General features: G+C 68.3%; 16 protein-coding genes. 4 read left to right on the forward strand and 12 right to left on the reverse strand.

The features are described 5' to 3' along the window. Positions 1 to 6: 6 nt before the first annotated feature. The 6 genes from BLS50_RS21630 to BLS50_RS21655 all read right to left on the reverse strand — a co-directional run bounded on the left by BLS50_RS21630 (position 7) and on the right by BLS50_RS21655 (position 4752). Positions 7 to 1344, reverse strand: coding sequence for a heterodisulfide reductase-related iron-sulfur binding cluster (locus BLS50_RS21630; RefSeq protein ID WP_074806584.1), 1338 nt, complete (start codon positions 1342 to 1344; stop codon positions 7 to 9). Positions 1345 to 1447: 103 nt separating this feature from the next. After that, positions 1448 to 1870 carry a rubrerythrin family protein gene (locus BLS50_RS21635; protein WP_006497294.1) on the reverse strand — a complete coding sequence of 141 codons (423 nt, stop codon included), beginning with the start codon at positions 1868 to 1870 and terminating at the stop codon, positions 1448 to 1450. A gap of 274 nt (positions 1871 to 2144) precedes the next feature. Beyond that, positions 2145 to 3413 carry an RNA polymerase sigma factor gene (locus BLS50_RS21640; RefSeq protein WP_074803975.1) on the reverse strand — a complete coding sequence of 423 codons (1269 nt, stop codon included), beginning with the start codon at positions 3411 to 3413 and terminating at the stop codon, positions 2145 to 2147. After that, a complete protein-coding gene (locus BLS50_RS21645; RefSeq protein ID WP_006479494.1) occupies positions 3410 to 3826 on the reverse strand; it encodes a VOC family protein in 417 nt (138 codons plus the stop codon). Before BLS50_RS21645 ends, BLS50_RS21640 begins: the two co-directional genes overlap by 4 nt. A 26-nt stretch (positions 3827 to 3852) precedes the next feature. Beyond that, complete coding sequence (locus BLS50_RS21650; protein WP_074803978.1) at positions 3853 to 4272, reverse strand: YciI family protein; 420 nt, start codon at positions 4270 to 4272, stop codon at positions 3853 to 3855. 126 nt (positions 4273 to 4398) lie between these two features. Next, on the reverse strand, positions 4399 to 4752 hold the full coding sequence (locus tag BLS50_RS21655; RefSeq protein WP_011548205.1) for a YciI family protein: 354 nt from the start codon (positions 4750 to 4752) through the stop codon (positions 4399 to 4401). Between the two features lie 206 nt (positions 4753 to 4958). On the opposite strand from BLS50_RS21655, the gene BLS50_RS21660 reads away from it, so the two are divergent. The 4 genes from BLS50_RS21660 to BLS50_RS21675 all read left to right on the forward strand — a co-directional run bounded on the left by BLS50_RS21660 (position 4959) and on the right by BLS50_RS21675 (position 9434). After that, entirely contained in the window at positions 4959 to 6818 is a 1860-nt protein-coding gene (locus tag BLS50_RS21660) for an ExeM/NucH family extracellular endonuclease (protein ID WP_074803980.1), read from the forward strand. A 297-nt stretch (positions 6819 to 7115) separates the two neighbouring features. Continuing rightward, a complete protein-coding gene (locus BLS50_RS21665; RefSeq protein ID WP_011548207.1) occupies positions 7116 to 7502 on the forward strand; it encodes an ElaB/YgaM/YqjD family protein in 387 nt (128 codons plus the stop codon). Between the two features lie 59 nt (positions 7503 to 7561). Next, positions 7562 to 8146, forward strand: coding sequence for a BPSL1445 family SYLF domain-containing lipoprotein (locus BLS50_RS21670; RefSeq protein WP_011548208.1), 585 nt, complete (start codon positions 7562 to 7564; stop codon positions 8144 to 8146). Between the two features lie 235 nt (positions 8147 to 8381). Further along, positions 8382 to 9434 carry an AI-2E family transporter gene (locus tag BLS50_RS21675; protein WP_012338503.1) on the forward strand — a complete coding sequence of 351 codons (1053 nt, stop codon included), beginning with the start codon at positions 8382 to 8384 and terminating at the stop codon, positions 9432 to 9434. Positions 9435 to 9480: 46 nt separating this feature from the next. On the opposite strand, the gene BLS50_RS21680 is transcribed toward BLS50_RS21675, so the two are convergent. The 6 genes from BLS50_RS21680 to BLS50_RS21705 all read right to left on the reverse strand — a co-directional run bounded on the left by BLS50_RS21680 (position 9481) and on the right by BLS50_RS21705 (position 15502). Continuing rightward, positions 9481 to 9993, reverse strand: a complete 513-nt coding sequence (locus BLS50_RS21680; RefSeq protein ID WP_074803982.1) for a thioesterase — start codon at positions 9991 to 9993, stop codon at positions 9481 to 9483. 195 nt (positions 9994 to 10188) lie between these two features. After that, a complete protein-coding gene (locus BLS50_RS21685; RefSeq protein ID WP_011548211.1) occupies positions 10189 to 11205 on the reverse strand; it encodes an NADP-dependent oxidoreductase in 1017 nt (338 codons plus the stop codon). 37 nt (positions 11206 to 11242) lie between these two features. Next, complete coding sequence (locus BLS50_RS21690; protein WP_023475411.1) at positions 11243 to 12031, reverse strand: SDR family oxidoreductase; 789 nt, start codon at positions 12029 to 12031, stop codon at positions 11243 to 11245. A gap of 470 nt (positions 12032 to 12501) precedes the next feature. Next, on the reverse strand, positions 12502 to 13092 hold the full coding sequence (locus BLS50_RS21695) for a phosphatase PAP2 family protein (protein WP_074803985.1): 591 nt from the start codon (positions 13090 to 13092) through the stop codon (positions 12502 to 12504). 80 nt (positions 13093 to 13172) lie between these two features. Next, positions 13173 to 14489: an Nramp family divalent metal transporter gene (locus BLS50_RS21700; protein WP_074803987.1), complete on the reverse strand. Its 1317-nt coding sequence runs from the start codon at positions 14487 to 14489 to the stop codon at positions 13173 to 13175. Next, a complete protein-coding gene (locus BLS50_RS21705; protein WP_034196433.1) occupies positions 14438 to 15502 on the reverse strand; it encodes a helix-turn-helix domain-containing protein in 1065 nt (354 codons plus the stop codon). Before BLS50_RS21705 ends, BLS50_RS21700 begins: the two co-directional genes overlap by 52 nt. Positions 15503 to 15547 lie beyond the last annotated feature (45 nt).

Genomic DNA, 15547 nt, shown 5'->3' on the forward strand with positions numbered 1-15547 from the left:
AGCGGCTCAGATGCCGTACGCGCGACGCAGCAGCGTCAGCGGATGCGCGAGCGGCGCTTCCGGCAGCCCCTTCTCGTCGATGCCCTGCACGATGTGATGGCCGGCGAGCGCGCAGTCGGACGACACGACATCCGGCCGCGGCTCGGCCATCGCCTTGAACACCGGCGCGCCGATCCGCATCGCGTCCGCATGAAATGCCTTCTTCACGCCGAAGGTGCCCGCGTGGCCGGAGCAACGCTCGACGACGTTCACGCGCGTATCGGGCACCAGCGACAGCGCATCGGCCGTCTTGCGGCCGATGTTCTGCACGCGCGCATGGCACGGCACGTGATACGACACGGTGCCGAGGCCGGTCTTGAAATCGGTCTTGAGCAACCCGTCGCGATGCCGCGCGATCACGTATTCGAACGGGTCCCAGAACGCGTCGGCCACCGCGCGCACGGCTGCGTCGCCCGGAAACATCAGCGGCAGCTCGCTCTTGTACATCAGCACGCAGCTCGGAATCGCGCCGATCAGCGCATAGCCTTCGCGCGCGTAGCGCTCGAGCACCGGGATGTTGACGGCCTTCTTCGCGGCGACGCCGTCGAGATTGCCCTGCTCGAGCAGCGGCATCCCGCAGCACGCTTCGCGCGTGACGAGTTCGTACGGGATCTCGTTGTGCGCGAGGATCGCGAGCAGGTCGTGGCCGATCCCCGGCTCGTTGAAATTCACGTAGCAGGTCGCGTAGATCGCGACCTTGCCGGGCGTGCGCTCGCCGTCGCGCACGGGCGGATCGTCCGAGCGCTTCGCGGTGCGCCGGAACGTGCGCGGCGCGAATTCCGGCAGCCACGCGTTGCGATCGACGCCGAGCGCCGCTTCGAGCGCGTGGCGCGCGGGCGGCGTGCGGTTCACCGCATTGACCGCCTGCGTGACGACCGGAATACCCGCGAAATGGCCAAGCGCATCGGTATTCGACAGCACCTTGTCGCGCAGCGGCGCTTCGCCGCGTTTGTAGCGCGCGGCCTTGGCGCGCAGCATCAGGTGCGGGAAATCGACGTTCCATGCGTGCGGCGGCACGTACGGACATTTCGTCATGTAGCAGAGATCGCACAGATAGCACTGGTCGACGACCTTGCCGAACGCGGCCTTCGGCACTTCCTCGACGTCGCCCATCGGCGTGTCGTCGACCAGGTCGAACAGCGCCGGGAACGCGCCGCACAACGACACGCAGCGCCGGCAGCCGGCGCAAATGTCGAATACGCGCGTCATTTCCGCATCGATCGCCGTCTGGTCGTAGAACGCTTCGGACTGCCAGTCGAGCGGATGCCGGGTCGGCGCTTCGAGACTGCCTTCCTTGTGGGGCATGGGGCGCTCCCGCGTGGCGCGCATGTGCGCAAGCGCACCGCCCGCACGGTGCGGGCGGCGACGGAACGAACAGCCGGCCGCGAGCCGGTCGCGCGGCGGCCCGTCAGTCGACGAGACTGTCCAGCGCCTTCGTGTAGCGGTTCGCGTGGCTGCGTTCGGCCTTCGCGAGCGTCTCGAACCAGTTCGCGATTTCGTCGAAACCTTCGTCGCGCGCGGTCTTCGCCATGCCCGGATACATGTCGGTGTATTCGTGCGTTTCGCCGGCGATCGCCGATTCGAGATTCAGCCGCGACGAACCGAACGGCAAACCCGTGGCCGGATCGCCGACGGCTTCCAGGTATTCGAGATGGCCGTGCGCATGGCCGGTTTCGCCTTCGGCGGTCGAGCGGAACAGCGCGGCGACGTCGTTCTGCCCCTCGACGTCGGCCTTCGAAGCGAAATACAGATAGCGCCGGTTCGCCTGCGATTCGCCCGCGAATGCGGCCTTCAGGTTCTCTTCGGTTTTGCTGCCCTTGAGCTGAGCCATTTGCGCCTCCGTTCGAGTCGGCGCGGCCGCGTGCGACGCCGGGCCGATCAGATATGTGGGGAACGATGCTTGCGCCGGGCGCGCATCGTGCTCTTCAATCTAGGCGCTCAAGTTCGCATCCCCCAATAGGCTTTTTCAATGCGGGCGATAGCGTGCTGCGCGGGGCGGTGGGCGGGGCGGACGGTCGGGAAGATGGACTGCGCGCGCTCGTCATGCGTCATGCGTCGTGCGTCATGCGTCGTGCGTCGTGCGTCGTGCGTCATACGGCAGCGCGTCACGCATCCATCGCACGCTTGAGCAGCAATTCGCGCTCGCGTTCGTTGCGCGTCAACTCCGCCGCGCGGCGGAACTCCAGCTTCGCCTCGTCGGCACGGCCGAGCTTCGCGAGCAGATCGCCGCGCACGCTCGGCAGCCAGTGATAGCGCGCGAGCGCCGGATCGTCGCGCAGCACGTCGACGAGTTCGAGCGCCGCGGCCGGCCCGAACGCCATCCCCACCGCCACCGCGCGATTGAGTTCGACGACCGGCGACGGCGCGACTTCGGCGAGCGCGTCATACAGCGCGACGATCTGCGCCCAGTCCGTGTCCGCCGCCTGTCGCGCACGCGCATGGCACGCGGCGAGCGCGGCCTGCAGCGCATACGGCCCGCGCACGCCGCCGAGCTTCGTCGCCCGCTCCAGCGCCGCGAGGCCGCGCCGGATCAGCAACGGATCCCAGCGGCTGCGGTCCTGGTCGAGCAGCAGCACGGGCCGGCCCTGCGCGTCGACGCGGGCATGCATGCGCGACGCCTGCAGTTCCATCAGCGCGACGAGCCCGAGCACTTCGCTTTCGTCCGGCGCGAGCCCAGCCAGCACGCGGCCGAGGCGCAACGCCTCGTCGCACAGCGCCGGACGCATCCAGTCGTCGCCGGCAGTCGCCGCATGGCCTTCGTTGAACACGAGGTAGATCACTTCGAGCACCGACGCGAGCCGCGCGGGCCGCGCATCGGCCGCTGGCACCTCGAACGGCACGTGCGCCGCCGAGAGCGTGCGTTTCGCGCGCACGATCCGCTGCGCGATCGTCGGCTCCGGCGTCAGGAATGCGCGCGCGATCTCGCCCGTCGTCAACCCGCCGAGCAGCCGCAGCGTCAGCGCGACGCGCGCGTCGGTCGACAGCACCGGGTGGCACGACGTGAAGATCAGCCGCAGCAGGTCGTCGCCGATGTCGTCGTCGCCCGCATCGGCGATCGCGTCCGCGATGTCGGGGACGACGTGCGCCTCGAGCGCGTCCATCTCGTGGCCGAGCTGGTCGCGCTTCGCCGCATGAAGCGACTCCTGCCGGACCCGGTCGAGCGCGCGCCGCTTCACGGCCGTCATCAGCCACGCGGCCGGGTTGTCGGGCACGCCGTCGACGGGCCAGTGCTCGAGCGCCGCGACGAGCGTGTCCTGCGCCAGTTCCTCGGCCAGCCCGACGTCGCGCACCACGCGCGCGGCCCGCGCGATGATTTTCGGCGCCTCGATTCGCCAGACCGCTTCGATCGCACGATGCGTCGCCTCATGCGTCACGACGCCTGCCCCTGGGCCGACGCATCCAGCGGCATGGCCATCAGCTCCCACGTATGGCCGTCCGGATCGGTGAACCCGTGGCCGTACATGTTCGGGTACTCGCGCGGCGCCTGCGGCGCGGCCCCGCCGGCCGCCAGCGCCTTCGCGACGAGCGTGTCGACTTCGGCGCGGCTGTCGCACGACAGGCACGACAGCACCTGGATGTGCGTCGCCGGATCGATGATGGTCTTGTCGGTGAAGGTCTGGAAAAACGGCCGCACGAGCAGCATCGCGAAGATCGTGTCGCTGATCTGGATGCAGGCGGCCTGCTCGTTGGTATAGGCCGGCACGACCTCGAAGCCGAGCGCCTGATAGAACGTCTTCGCGCGCGGCAGGTCGGCTACCGGCAGGTTGATGAAAACCATCTTGTGCATGACGGGTGCTCCCGGTGAAGTTGGATTCAGGCGTGGCTGCGGCCGACGTGGAGATCGCGGAACCGCTCGACCGCGTCGCTCGGCGTGAGGTCGTCGAGCTCGAACAGCGGCCGCACCTCGATCTCGCAATCGAGTTCGGCGCCGAACGGCGCGGGGAACCGGCGCGTCCATGCGAGCGCCTCGTCGCGCGAGCGCACCTGGATCAGCGTATAGCCGGCGATCAGTTCCTTCGTTTCGGCGAACGGGCCGTCGATCACCGTGCCCTTCCCGCCCGTGTAGCGCACCCGCCAGCCGTGGGCGCTCGAGCGCAGCCCGTTGGCGTCGAGCAGCACGCCAGCTTTCGCCAGCTCCTCGTGATAGACCGTCATCGCCTCGACCAGCCGGTTGTCCGGCAACGCGTCGGATTCGCTGACGGCGTTCGCCCGGATCATGATCATGAATCGCATCGTTTTACTCCTTGTCGTCGGTGGAAGGCGGCGCCCGTTCCGCGGCGCCTTATCCGGACGACGGACGAAAGACGGCCGGATCGACACGCGCCACGACAAATCAGGGTAAATACCGAGTCGCGACGTTTACAGGAAGCACGGGCCGACCGCGCGCACCTCGACCGTGCACCATTGCGCGGCCGGGCACTGGCGCGCGATCTCGATCGCTTCTTCGCGCGTGGGGACGTCGACGAGGAAGAAGCCGCCGACCATCTCCTTCGCCTCGGCGAACGGGCCGTCGAGCAGCCGCGTCTCGCCGTCGCGCACCTGCACGCGCGTACCGCGCTCGGACCGCTCCAGCGACTCGACGCCGCGCAGTACGCCGCGCGCCTTCAGCGACTCGGCGAAATCGACCATCCGCGCATAAAGCGCCTGGCCTTCGTCGAGTGTGCGCTCGGCGCGCTGTTCGGTCGGTTCGACAATCAACAGCATGTAAGACATGGATTTCTCCTGTGGGGACGGGGCGCGGCGACATGCGCCGGGCGAGCGGCATACGACGCCCGGTGCGAAAGCGTAACAGCCGCGGGGCGGCTTGCCGCATCGTTGGCCAACCGGCACTGGCCGGACGGCCATTTCGGCCGCAGCCTGACATTTTGCCTTCAAGATGCGGTCCCGAACTGTCGGATTTTCATCCTGTGGACCGTCTCATGTCACGCCCGCTTCCCCTCTCTGCCGTTGCGCTGTTCGTGGTGTTGTCCGCCGTGCTGTCCGTGGCGCTCCTCGCCCCGCCGGCCGCCGCCGCACTGCCGGTCAGCAGCGGCTGCGGCGGTGCGGCCACGGCGATTGCCGAGCTCCGGCGCGGCGGCGGGCCGTCGCCGTTCGCCGGGCAAACGACGTCGATCGAAGCGGTCGTCACCGCGGCGTTCGGCGGCGCGGACGGCCTGGGCGGCTTCTTCGTCCAGCAGGCCGACGCGCAGCGGCAGCGCCGGCCCGGCGTCCCGGAAGGTGTGTTCGTCTACGCACCGAACGCGCACGCGGCGCCCGGCGATCTCGTGCATCTGACCGGCAAGGTCGACGAGAAATACGGCCGGACGCAATTCACGCTGACGAGCCGCATGGCCGTTTGCGCACGCGGGCAGACGGTCACACCGGCGACGCTCACGCTGCCCGTCGCGTCGCTTGCCGTCCTGGCCGCGCACGAAGCCATGCGCGTACGCCTGCCGCAAACGCTGACGGTCAGCGATACCTACGCACTCGGTCGCTACGGCAGCATCGTGCTGAGCAACGGCCGGCTGCGCGTGCCGACCCAGGTCGCGCCGCCGGCCGACGCTGCCGCGCAGGCCGCGGCCAACGCACTGAACCGCATCGTGCTCGACGACGGCTCGAGCCGCCGCGACCCGGCGACCGTCCGCTATCCGCCGCCCGCGCTGAGCGCCGCCAACACGCTGCGCGCGGGCACCACCGTACGCGGCGTCGAAGGCGTGCTCGAATGGCGCTACGGCGCATGGCGGCTGCAACCGGTGGCCGGCGCGGCGCCCGTGTTCGATGCCGCGGCGAACCCGCGTCCCGCGCCACCGGCCCGGCATCCCGATGCCGACGTGCGCATCGTGTCGTTCAATGTCTTCAATTATTTCAACGGCGACGGCCATGGCGGCGGATTCGACGCGCCGGACAACCGCGGCGCGAAAACGCCCGCCGCGTTCGCGCGGCAGGAAGCGAAGATCGTCGCGGCGTTGCGCGCGCTACGCGCCGACGTGATCGGGCTGATGGAAATCGCGAACAACGGCCACGGCGACACGGGCGCCATCCGTCGGCTCGCCGCGCAACTCGGCGACGGCTGGCGCGCGGTCGATCCCGGCACGGCGCGGCTGGGCCGCGACGCGATCGCGGTCGCGCTGCTGTACGACAGCCGCACGGTCGAGCCGGTCGGGCGCGCCATCACCGTCGCACTCGGCGGCCGCCACCGCCCGCCGCTCGCGCAGACGTTCCGGCGCATCGACGGCGCACGCACGTTCACCGTCGCGGTCAATCACCTGAAGTCGAAGAACTGCCCGCATGCGAGCGGCGCCAATCTCGATCAGTCCGACGGCCAGGGCTGCTGGAACGCGGCGCGCACGCGGGCGGCCGCACGCGTCGCCGACTGGCTCGCCACCTCGCCGACGGGCATCGCGGCCGACGGCGTGCTGCTGATCGGCGATCTGAACAGTTATGCGAAGGAAGACCCGCTTCGCACGCTCGAAGCGCGCGGCTACGCGAACCTGGTTGTGCGCTTCGTCGGCGATGCTGCGTACAGCTACGTATTTCGCGGCGAAGCCGGCAATCTCGACCATGCGCTTGCCACGCCGGCGCTCGCCGCGCGCGTGAAGGCCGTGCGGTTCTGGCACATCAACGCGGACGAACCGGTGGTCTTGCAACCCGTGCCCGATTACAAAACGTCCGCGCAGCGATCGGCTTATTACGCACCCGACGTCTACCGCTCGTCGGACCACGATCCCGTCATCATCGACGTCGCGCTGGAGGACGCCGCCACGCAACCGGCACCGGGCACAAATCGTGCGCATCGATGACGCGTCGAGTAGTGCATTTGCATCAGCATCCAACCTGCAATGGCACTATTTACCTGACGCCCCTGGCGACGCCATATTTACCGGACCTTCACTGCGACCCGCTGCTCGACACACAGTATCGCCGCGAAACGCGAAATTTTTTCAACCGCTGCGCCGCCCCGTGCGGCGGGGCTTCCCGGCGATCCTGCCGACGAATTGAAAATTTGTCTCGAAACTCAATCGGATCAAGTGAATCACATCAGTTGCTGGGATTCGTCTTATCTTCAAATTGCCTGGAATCAAAGGAGGATAAACACCATGGCGCTTACCGACTCGATCGAACACAAGCTGGACCGCGGCCTGTCCGACATCCGTCGCACCGGCCGGCGCGTGGGCCGCACGACGCGCGCGGCTGCCCGCGACCTGCATGCCGACGTGACCGACGATCTGCGCGGGCTGGTCGACGAACTGGAAGATCTGCTGAAAAACGATGGCGATGGCGATATCGCCGCGCTGCGCAAGCGCGTGCAATCCCGGCTCGATGAAGCGCGCGGCGCGCTCGACTATGCGTCGGGCAGCGCGGCCGCCCGGCTGCGCGATTCGGCCGAGCGCGTATCGCAGGTCGTGCACGAGAACCCGTGGCAAACCGCCGGCGTCGTCGCGGGCCTTGCGTTCGTTGCGGGCCTGCTCCTTTCCCGCCGTTGAACGGGGCGGCGTACACCGCCGCCCGCCCGTCATCCATCAGACAACGAAGGAGAACCGCCATGCAGAAGTCCCTCGCCATGAAAGCCGCCGCCGCCGTGATGCTCGGCAGCCTCGCCCTCGCCGGCTGCACGACCACGCCCGGCAAACCCGATAGCGCCGCGGCCAGCGCGTCGAAGCGCCAGTCGATCGACGCCAGCGTGAACGCAACGCTGTCGCGCCTGTATTCGACGGTACCGGGTTCGCGCGACCTCGTCTCGAAAGCACGCGGCGTCCTCGTGTTCCCGAATGTGCTGCAGGCCGGCTTCATCGTCGGCGCCCAGTCCGGCAACGGCGCGCTGCGCGTCGGCGGCAGCACCGTCGGCTACTACAACACGTCGTCGCTGTCGGTCGGCCTGCAGGCCGGCGCGCAGTCGAAGGCGGTCGTGTTCCTGTTCATGACGCAGGATGCGCTCGACTCGTTCCGCAAGTCGGACGGCTGGTCGGCCGGCGCCGACGCGTCGGTCGCGGTCGTGAAGGTCGGCGCGAACGGCGCGGTCGATTCCAACACGGCTACCGCACCGGTGGAAGTGCTGGTCCTGACCAACGCGGGCCTGATGGGCGACCTGTCGGTGAACGGCACGAAGGTCACCAAGCTCAACATCTGACGATGCGGCACGCGGCCTCGCGCCGCGCTCGCTTCCCGGCAGCGCCGCGGCCCCGGCCGCGGCGTTTTCGCATGCGTCTCTCGCAGCGGCTATGATGGCGGCACCTTTGCGGGCATACTCCGCATGGGCCGCCCGGCGGCGCGTTGCGCCGCGAACCCGTGACGTTCGCGAACCGATCGCGCGCGGGACAACGAGATTCAATCCAACCACGCATCAATCTGCGCGAATGCCACCCATGGATAGCGGACAAGACCACCAAAAATTCTTCTACTTCCTGCTGTTCGCGGTCACCGTCGGACTGTGCTGGATCCTCGCGCCGTTTTCCGGCGCCGTCTTCTGGGGCACCATTCTCGCGATCCTGTTCCAGCCCGTGCAACGCTGGCTCGCCGCGCGCTTCGGCAAGCGGCGCAATCTGGCCGCGCTCGTCACGATGTCGCTCATCATCCTGATCGTGATCCTGCCGCTCGTGTTCGTCACGGCCACGCTCGTGCAGGAAATCGCCTACGTGTACCAGGAGCTCAAGGACGCGCAGCCGAATTATTCGCAGTACTTCCACGACATCATTCACGCGCTGCCGACGTCGATCCAGAACCTGCTGCAGAAATACGGGTTGACCAACATCCCGGGCATCCAGAAGAAACTGACCGACGGCGCCGCGCAGATCAGCCAGTTCGCGGCCACCCAGGCGCTCAGCATCGGTCAGAACACGTTCCAGTTCGTCGTGAGCTTCGGCGTGATGCTGTACATGGTGTTCTTCCTGCTGCGCGACGGCGGCGAGATCGGCCGCCGCGTGCGCCGTGCGCTGCCGCTCGACGAAGAGCACAAGAACCTGCTGCTCGCGAAATTCACGACGGTCGTGCGCGCGACGGTGAAGGGCAACATCGCGGTCGCGCTCGTGCAAGGCGCGCTCGGCGGGCTGATCTTCTGGATCCTCGGGATCGAGGGCGTGGTGCTGTGGGGCGCGCTGATGGCGTTCCTGTCGCTGCTGCCCGCGATCGGCGCGAGCCTCGTCTGGGTGCCGGCCGCGCTCTACTTCCTGATGATCGGCGCGGTCTGGAAGTGCGTGATCCTCGTCGCGTTCTGCGTCGGCGTGATCGGCCTCGTCGACAACCTGCTGCGCCCGATCCTCGTCGGCAAGGACACGAAGATGCCCGACTGGGTCGTGCTGATCTCGACGCTCGGCGGGATGGCGCTGTTCGGCATCAACGGCTTCGTGATCGGGCCGCTCGTCGCCGCGCTGTTCATGGCCAGTTGGGACATCTACGCACGCTCCGAACAGGGCGAATGACGCCTGTCCGGCCGCCGGCGATCCGCACGCGTGCGGAGAGCGGCGGTCAAGGATGACGGATATGGATCACAACGGGCGCCACGGCGCCCGTTGCTTCATCCGCCGCGACCGTCATCACGCCGCCATACGGGCCGACGCGATGAACCCGGCCCGGCGCCAGCGGCATACTTCGCTCGGTGTGCGCATCGCGCCACGTGGCACGCACCGCCGTGCCGTCATCCGGCGCGAACGCCGCGCCGTCGGGCTTCACCAGCGCGACCTGCGCACCCGGCAAACGCCGGCCATGCGCATCGAACCGGACCGTGGCCGTTGCCCCGCCATCGGCCGCCTGTCCCGCGTCGACGAGCGCGCCCACCGGGGCATCGAGCGTCACGTCGTACAGATCGACGAGCGAGCCGGTGAACCGCACAACGCCATCCGATGCGGGCTGTCCGGCCGCCATCGCGCTCGACATGGCAGTCGACATCGCGAGCACGATACCGAGCCCGAACACCCTCTTCCGCACGGCCCCGGCGCTCATTGCCGTTACCGATACCGATCGCTTCGCGTTGTTCCGCATGTTCCCTCTCCTCTGCCGCGTCACCAGAAAAACAGGCGGCGTGACGCGTCGTCACGCCGCCTGTGTGCTGGCAATCACTGTAGGGAGAGCGGCTCGGACAATATATGGGACAAGTCCTAAACTGCAGCCGGGTTGATCGAACTCAGCGCGGTCGATACGCGCCCGCGGCCCGATCCGACAGGCGTGACACGCCCGTCACGCGTCCGGATCGACACGCAACACGAGCTTGCCGCGATGGTCGCCGTCGAACAGGCGATTCAACACGTCCGGCGCGTTTTCGAGACCGTCGGCCACGGTCTCCTCGGCCTTGAGCCGGCCGTCGCGCAGCCAGCCCGCAAGCGTCTGCACGGCTTCGCGGCTCTTGCGGTAGTCGAGAATCAGGAAGCCGCGCATCGTCAGCCGCTTCGAGATCAGCACGCCGACGTCGTCGGCCGCGCGGCCGCTGTTGTAGTTCGAGATCACGCCGCACAGCGCGACACGCCCGCCGATCACCATCCGCGACAGCACCGCGCGCATCACCTCGCCGCCGACGTTCTCGAAGTTCACGTGCACACCGTCCGGCGTCGCCGCCTTCAGTTGCTGGCGGAAATCGTCGGCCTTGTAGTCGACGGCCGCGTCGAAGCCGAGCGTCTCGGTCAGGTAGCGGCACTTGTCCGCACCGCCCGCGATGCCGACCACCCGTGCGCCATGAATCTTGCCGATCTGCCCGGCGATCGAGCCGACGGAGCCGGCCGCCGCCGACACGACGAGCGTTTCGCCCGGCTGCACCGGCGCGATGTCGGTCAGCCCGTAGTACGCGGTCAGCCCGCTCATCCCGCACGCGCCGAGCAGCGTGGGCAGCGGCAGGCCCGACTGCGCGGGCAGTTTCACAAGCTGCGCGACCTGCTCGGCCGGCACGACCGCGTAGTCCTGCCAACCGACCAGCCCCTGCACGAGATCGCCTTCCGCGAAACCCGCATGGCGCGACGCGACCACGCGGCCGATCCCGAGTGCGCGCATCACCTCGCCGATCGCGACGGGCGGCAGGTACTGCGGCACGTCGCTCATCCATACGCGGTTGGTCGGGTCCATCGACAGATACAGCACGCGCACGAGCACCTCGCCGTCGGCGAGCGCCGGTACCGGCGTCTCGACGAGCGAAAAATGGTCGCGGCCGACCCGCCCTTCCGGGCGCGTCTTCAGCAGCAGCTGACGGTTCACGGGTGTCGACATGATGTTCTCCTCCAATCGTTGTGGTTCGGGATACGCGTCAGACCGCGCACATGCCGCCGTCGATCACGAGTTCGGCAGCCGTCACGAAGCGGCTCTCGTCGGACGCGAGATACACGGCCGCATGCGCGACGTCGTCCGGCTCGCCGAGCCGGCGCAGCGGAATGCCGCGCGCGAGCTTGCGGGTCGCATCGCGTTCGCCGAGCGACTGGAACAGCGGCTCGACGATCCCCGTGCGAATGAACGCCGGGTGAATCGAATTGCAGCGCACGTCGATCTCGCGGCGCGCGCAGTCGATCGCGACCGACTTCGTCAGCGACGCGACCGCCGCCTTCGATGCGTTGTACGCGGTGAAATCCGGCTCGACCTTGAACGCGGCGACCGACGAGATGTTGATGATCGACGCGGGATGGCTCTCGGCCAGATACGACAGCGCATGCTTGCAGCCGAGCACGATGCTTTCGACGTTGATCGCCATCACGCGCCGCCATTCGTCCAGCTCGATTTGCGCGGGCGAACCGATCGAGCCGACGCCCGCGTTGTTGACGAGCACCGACAGGCCGCCCATCGCATCGGTCGCCTGCGCGAGCAGCGCCTGCCAGCGCGCTTCGTCGCGCACGTCCTGGGTCGCGGCGAACGCGACCGGCGTCGCGTGACCCGCGTTGAGTTCCTGCGCGAACGCGTCGAGCACCGCCGCTTCCGCGATGTCGGTCACGAACACGCGCGCGCCCTGCTCGACCATGCGGCGCGCGATCGCGCGGCCGAGACCGCCGGCGGCACCGGTGATGTATGCGCACTTGCCCGCGAGGCGCGGAGAAAGGATTGTCATGTGACCTGCTCCTGTCGTGAATCGTCGTCGCGGAACGCTGCCGCGACGGGGTTTCCCGTGCATCTTCCAGCCGACGTGCGCCGGCATGGCGACGCATCGCACGGGTTTTCCGCGAGTATATCGAGATGAATGCGACGCGCGCGGAACCGGCCGCACAGCCTGCCCGCGGTTGAACGACAGCCAGCGTACGCGAATGCCGCCAATCGATGAAATGAATATTCGTTATGCCCGGTCATAGACCTCGTTCATGACTTGCGCGTACCGGCGACGGTGCGCAAACCGGTAGGCGCGACCAGTCGGATGGACGGGCAGACGAGTCGATTATCGGGATAACGGAAGTGTGGCGTCCCGCACGGAAGAGAACGCCCTGGGGAAGATGAACCGGCTTGCCATCGTGCGCCCGCAGGAAAACGCCGGACCGAACGCCGGCAGCAGGAAGGCGGTGCCGGAGCACCCGCCATCGGCACCAGTCAGAAGCCTTCGCCCGACGGCGCCCGCACGAACGCGCAGAGCTGCGGCGAATGCGTGTCGATCATCTGCTGGAACGGCGCGCGGTGCCCGTACGCGATACCCGACACGAGCAGCAGGCAGACAGCGGCGACGCGCGGCGAGAACGCGCGCTGCCGCACGCCGTCGTAGCCGCGCAGGAACACCAGCGCGACCAGCGCGCCGAGCAGCCAGCCGACGACGACTTCCGGCACGGTGTGCGAGTGATCGAATACGCGGGCAACGGCCGTGATCGCGCCGATGGCCAGCCCGGCCGCAATGCCGGGCGCCTTGCCGGGCCGGAACGCCTGCCACAGCATCGACAGCGCGACCGTCCACACGGACGTCGACAGCATCGTATGGCCGCTGATCACGCGGAAATCGAACCGCGCAAGCTCGATGCCGCAGCCGGCATACAGGATCTTCGTGGCGCCGACGACGCCCATGCCGGCGGCCAGCAGCACGCCCCAGCGGGCGGCGAGGCGCCAGTCGGTCAGCGCGAGCCATGCCGCGCAGGTCACCGCGATCGGCAGGGTCAGCGCGGCATCGCCGATGTTGCTGATTTCACTCCACATGATGGACTTCGGAGACGATCGAAAGACCGCAGTTTACCGCAGGCACGCAGCGTGCCTGTGTCAGCCTGTGACAGGCTGTATCAGCCCGCGACACCGGTAATCAACAGCAGGTTCGTGCCGGTGATCACGGCGAACAGCGCCCACGCGGCCACCTGCATCCCGCGCCCGATCGCGTGCTCGCCCATCGTGTTGCGGTCGCTGACCGAGCGGATCAGCGGCCACATCGCGAACGGCAACTGCAGGCTCAGCAGCACCTGGCTCCACACGAGCAGTTGCCCCACCGAGCCGTCGCCGAGCCACAGCACGCCGATCAGCGCCGGCACGAGCGCAAGCCCGCGCGTGATCAGCCGGCGCTGGTAGCACGGGATCTTCGTATGCAGGAAGCCGTCCATGATGACCTGGCCGGCGATCGTGCCGGTCAGCGTCGAGCTTTGCCCCGACGCGAGCAGCGCGATGCCGAACAACAGCGCGGCCGCGCCGCCCGCGATCGGCGTGATCAGCCGGTACGCCTGCTCGATGTCGGTCACGTTGTGCTGGCCCGTCGCGTGGAATGCCGCGCCCGCGACGACGAGGATTGCCGCATTGACGAGCATCGCGACGAACAGCGACACGCAGGTATCGATGCGCACGAGCGCCAGCGTGTCGCGGATCACGCCGCGCGCGCCGCCGACGACGTGCCGCGTCTGCACGACCGACGAATGCAGGTACAGGTTGTGCGGCATGATCGTCGCGCCGACGATGCCGAGCGCGAGCACGATCGCATCCTTGCGGTCGTGGCCCGGGTCGCCCGGCACGAGGCCGCCCATCACCGCATGCCAGTCGGGCGGCGTGATCGCCACTTGCGCGACGAAGCAGAACGCCATCGTCGCGATCAGCCCGAGCACGATCGCCTCGATCTGCCGGAAGCCCTTGCCCTGCAGGCCGAGCACGATCACCGTGTCGAGCGCGGTGAGCACGACGCCCCACGCGAGCGGCACGCCGAGCAGCAGCTTGAATGCGAGCGCGCAGCCGAGCACCTCCGCGATGTCGCACGCGATGATCGACACTTCGGCGGTGATCCACTGCACGACGCGGCCGAACCGGCCGTAGCGCTCGTAGCTCGCCTGCGCGAGATCCTTGCCCGCGACGAGGCCGAGCCGCGCCGCGAGCATCTGCAGGAAGATCGCCGCGAGGCTCGAGAACGCGACGACCCACAGCAGCGAATAGCCGAACTGCGAGCCGGCCTGGATATCAGTCGCCCAGTTGCCGGGGTCCATGTAGCCGATCGCGACCAGCAGGCCGGGGCCGAAGAAACGCCTGAGCTTTTGCCAGCGCGGCGCGGCGGCGTCGATCGTGATGCTGCCCTTTACTTCCGACGGGCAGAAAGGGGCGGTGGCGGTAGTGGGGAGGAAGGGCATGGAAACCGGGAATCGAGATCGCGATCCGTCGATTTTACGGGTATCCGTCCCGTTTTCCCGCGCGCGGCCACGCAGGCGTCGCAATCCGCCCCGTCGCCGTCGCAACACGCGGCGGCAAGCCGTTCGTCAGGATCGGGCGACGCCGCGCCGTGCGCGAGAATTTTTTCCCGCTCGGCGACGCGAAACTCGGTCGGCGACATCAACAGCCGCTGCCGAAACAGCTTCGCGAGCCGCTCGCCGCTGCCGAAGCCGGTGCGCCGCGCGACCTTGTCGGCCGGCAGCGTCGTATGGATCAGCATGTGGCACGCCCGCTCGAGCCGCACGTGCTGGACGAACTCGGTCGGCGTCACGCCGATTTCCTTCTTGAAGCGCCGCAGGAAATTGCGCTCGCTCATTGCGGCCGCCTGCGCGGCGTTCGCGATCGAGATGCGGTTCACGCTCTGCGCGCGCAGCCGCTGCGCGGACATCCGGATCGACGGGCTCGCGCTCAGTTCGCGAAACGCCCACATCGACTGCGCGTAGCGCTGCTCGACCGGCCGCATCATGTTGCTGGCGATCTCCTGCGCGGCGCCGTCGCCGAGGTCGACGCGAAACATGTCGAGCGCGGCGGCGAACACGTCGGTCTCGCCGGCCTGCAATTCGATCGTCGTGGTGGCGCGGCGCCCGGCCCGGCCCGGCCGCACGTCGATTGACGACGACGGCCGCCGCGTGGCGGCGAGCGCGGGCAACTCCATCGCATCGACGATCCAGCGCGCATGCTGGCGAATGTCGGACAGGCGCCGCTGCAATGCGTCGTCCCAATTGACGGCCGCGCGCTCGCCATGAAGATGAAAAAACGCGCGCGCACGGCGGCTATGTTCGTCGCCGAACGGCTCGGCCGCGATGCGCACGCCGGACGACGACTGCAACAGTCCCCCGCTTTCGGAGACGTACTTGAGCTGGTAATCCGCGCTGTACGCATGCAGGCGATTCGCCAGGTTGAAGGCTTCGCCGAGGCGCGCGGCCTGGGCCAACGAAAACCCCGTACTCAAATAGATAACGACCCACCGCTGATCTGC

Origin of the sequence: Burkholderia orbicola, from assembly GCF_900100915.1 — a bacterium.
GTDB classification, from domain to species: Bacteria; Pseudomonadota; Gammaproteobacteria; order Burkholderiales; family Burkholderiaceae; genus Burkholderia; species Burkholderia orbicola.

What these genes read in the sequence shown, in the direction of transcription:
- BLS50_RS21630 (WP_074806584.1), bottom strand. Translation starts at nt 1,344, where the DNA reads ATGCCCCACAAGGAAGGCAGTCTCGAAGCGCCGACCCGGCATCCGCTC.
- BLS50_RS21635 (WP_006497294.1), bottom strand. Translation starts at nt 1,870, where the DNA reads ATGGCTCAGCTCAAGGGCAGCAAAACCGAAGAGAACCTGAAGGCCGCA.
- BLS50_RS21645 (WP_006479494.1), bottom strand. Translation starts at nt 3,826, where the DNA reads ATGCACAAGATGGTTTTCATCAACCTGCCGGTAGCCGACCTGCCGCGC.
- BLS50_RS21650 (WP_074803978.1), bottom strand. Translation starts at nt 4,272, where the DNA reads ATGCGATTCATGATCATGATCCGGGCGAACGCCGTCAGCGAATCCGAC.
- BLS50_RS21655 (WP_011548205.1), bottom strand. Translation starts at nt 4,752, where the DNA reads ATGTCTTACATGCTGTTGATTGTCGAACCGACCGAACAGCGCGCCGAG.
- BLS50_RS21660 (WP_074803980.1), top strand. Translation starts at nt 4,959, where the DNA reads ATGTCACGCCCGCTTCCCCTCTCTGCCGTTGCGCTGTTCGTGGTGTTG.
- BLS50_RS21665 (WP_011548207.1), top strand. Translation starts at nt 7,116, where the DNA reads ATGGCGCTTACCGACTCGATCGAACACAAGCTGGACCGCGGCCTGTCC.
- BLS50_RS21670 (WP_011548208.1), top strand. Translation starts at nt 7,562, where the DNA reads ATGCAGAAGTCCCTCGCCATGAAAGCCGCCGCCGCCGTGATGCTCGGC.
- BLS50_RS21675 (WP_012338503.1), top strand. Translation starts at nt 8,382, where the DNA reads ATGGATAGCGGACAAGACCACCAAAAATTCTTCTACTTCCTGCTGTTC.
- BLS50_RS21680 (WP_074803982.1), bottom strand. Translation starts at nt 9,993, where the DNA reads ATGCGGAACAACGCGAAGCGATCGGTATCGGTAACGGCAATGAGCGCC.
- BLS50_RS21685 (WP_011548211.1), bottom strand. Translation starts at nt 11,205, where the DNA reads ATGTCGACACCCGTGAACCGTCAGCTGCTGCTGAAGACGCGCCCGGAA.
- BLS50_RS21690 (WP_023475411.1), bottom strand. Translation starts at nt 12,031, where the DNA reads ATGACAATCCTTTCTCCGCGCCTCGCGGGCAAGTGCGCATACATCACC.
- BLS50_RS21695 (WP_074803985.1), bottom strand. Translation starts at nt 13,092, where the DNA reads ATGTGGAGTGAAATCAGCAACATCGGCGATGCCGCGCTGACCCTGCCG.
- BLS50_RS21700 (WP_074803987.1), bottom strand. Translation starts at nt 14,489, where the DNA reads ATGCCCTTCCTCCCCACTACCGCCACCGCCCCTTTCTGCCCGTCGGAA.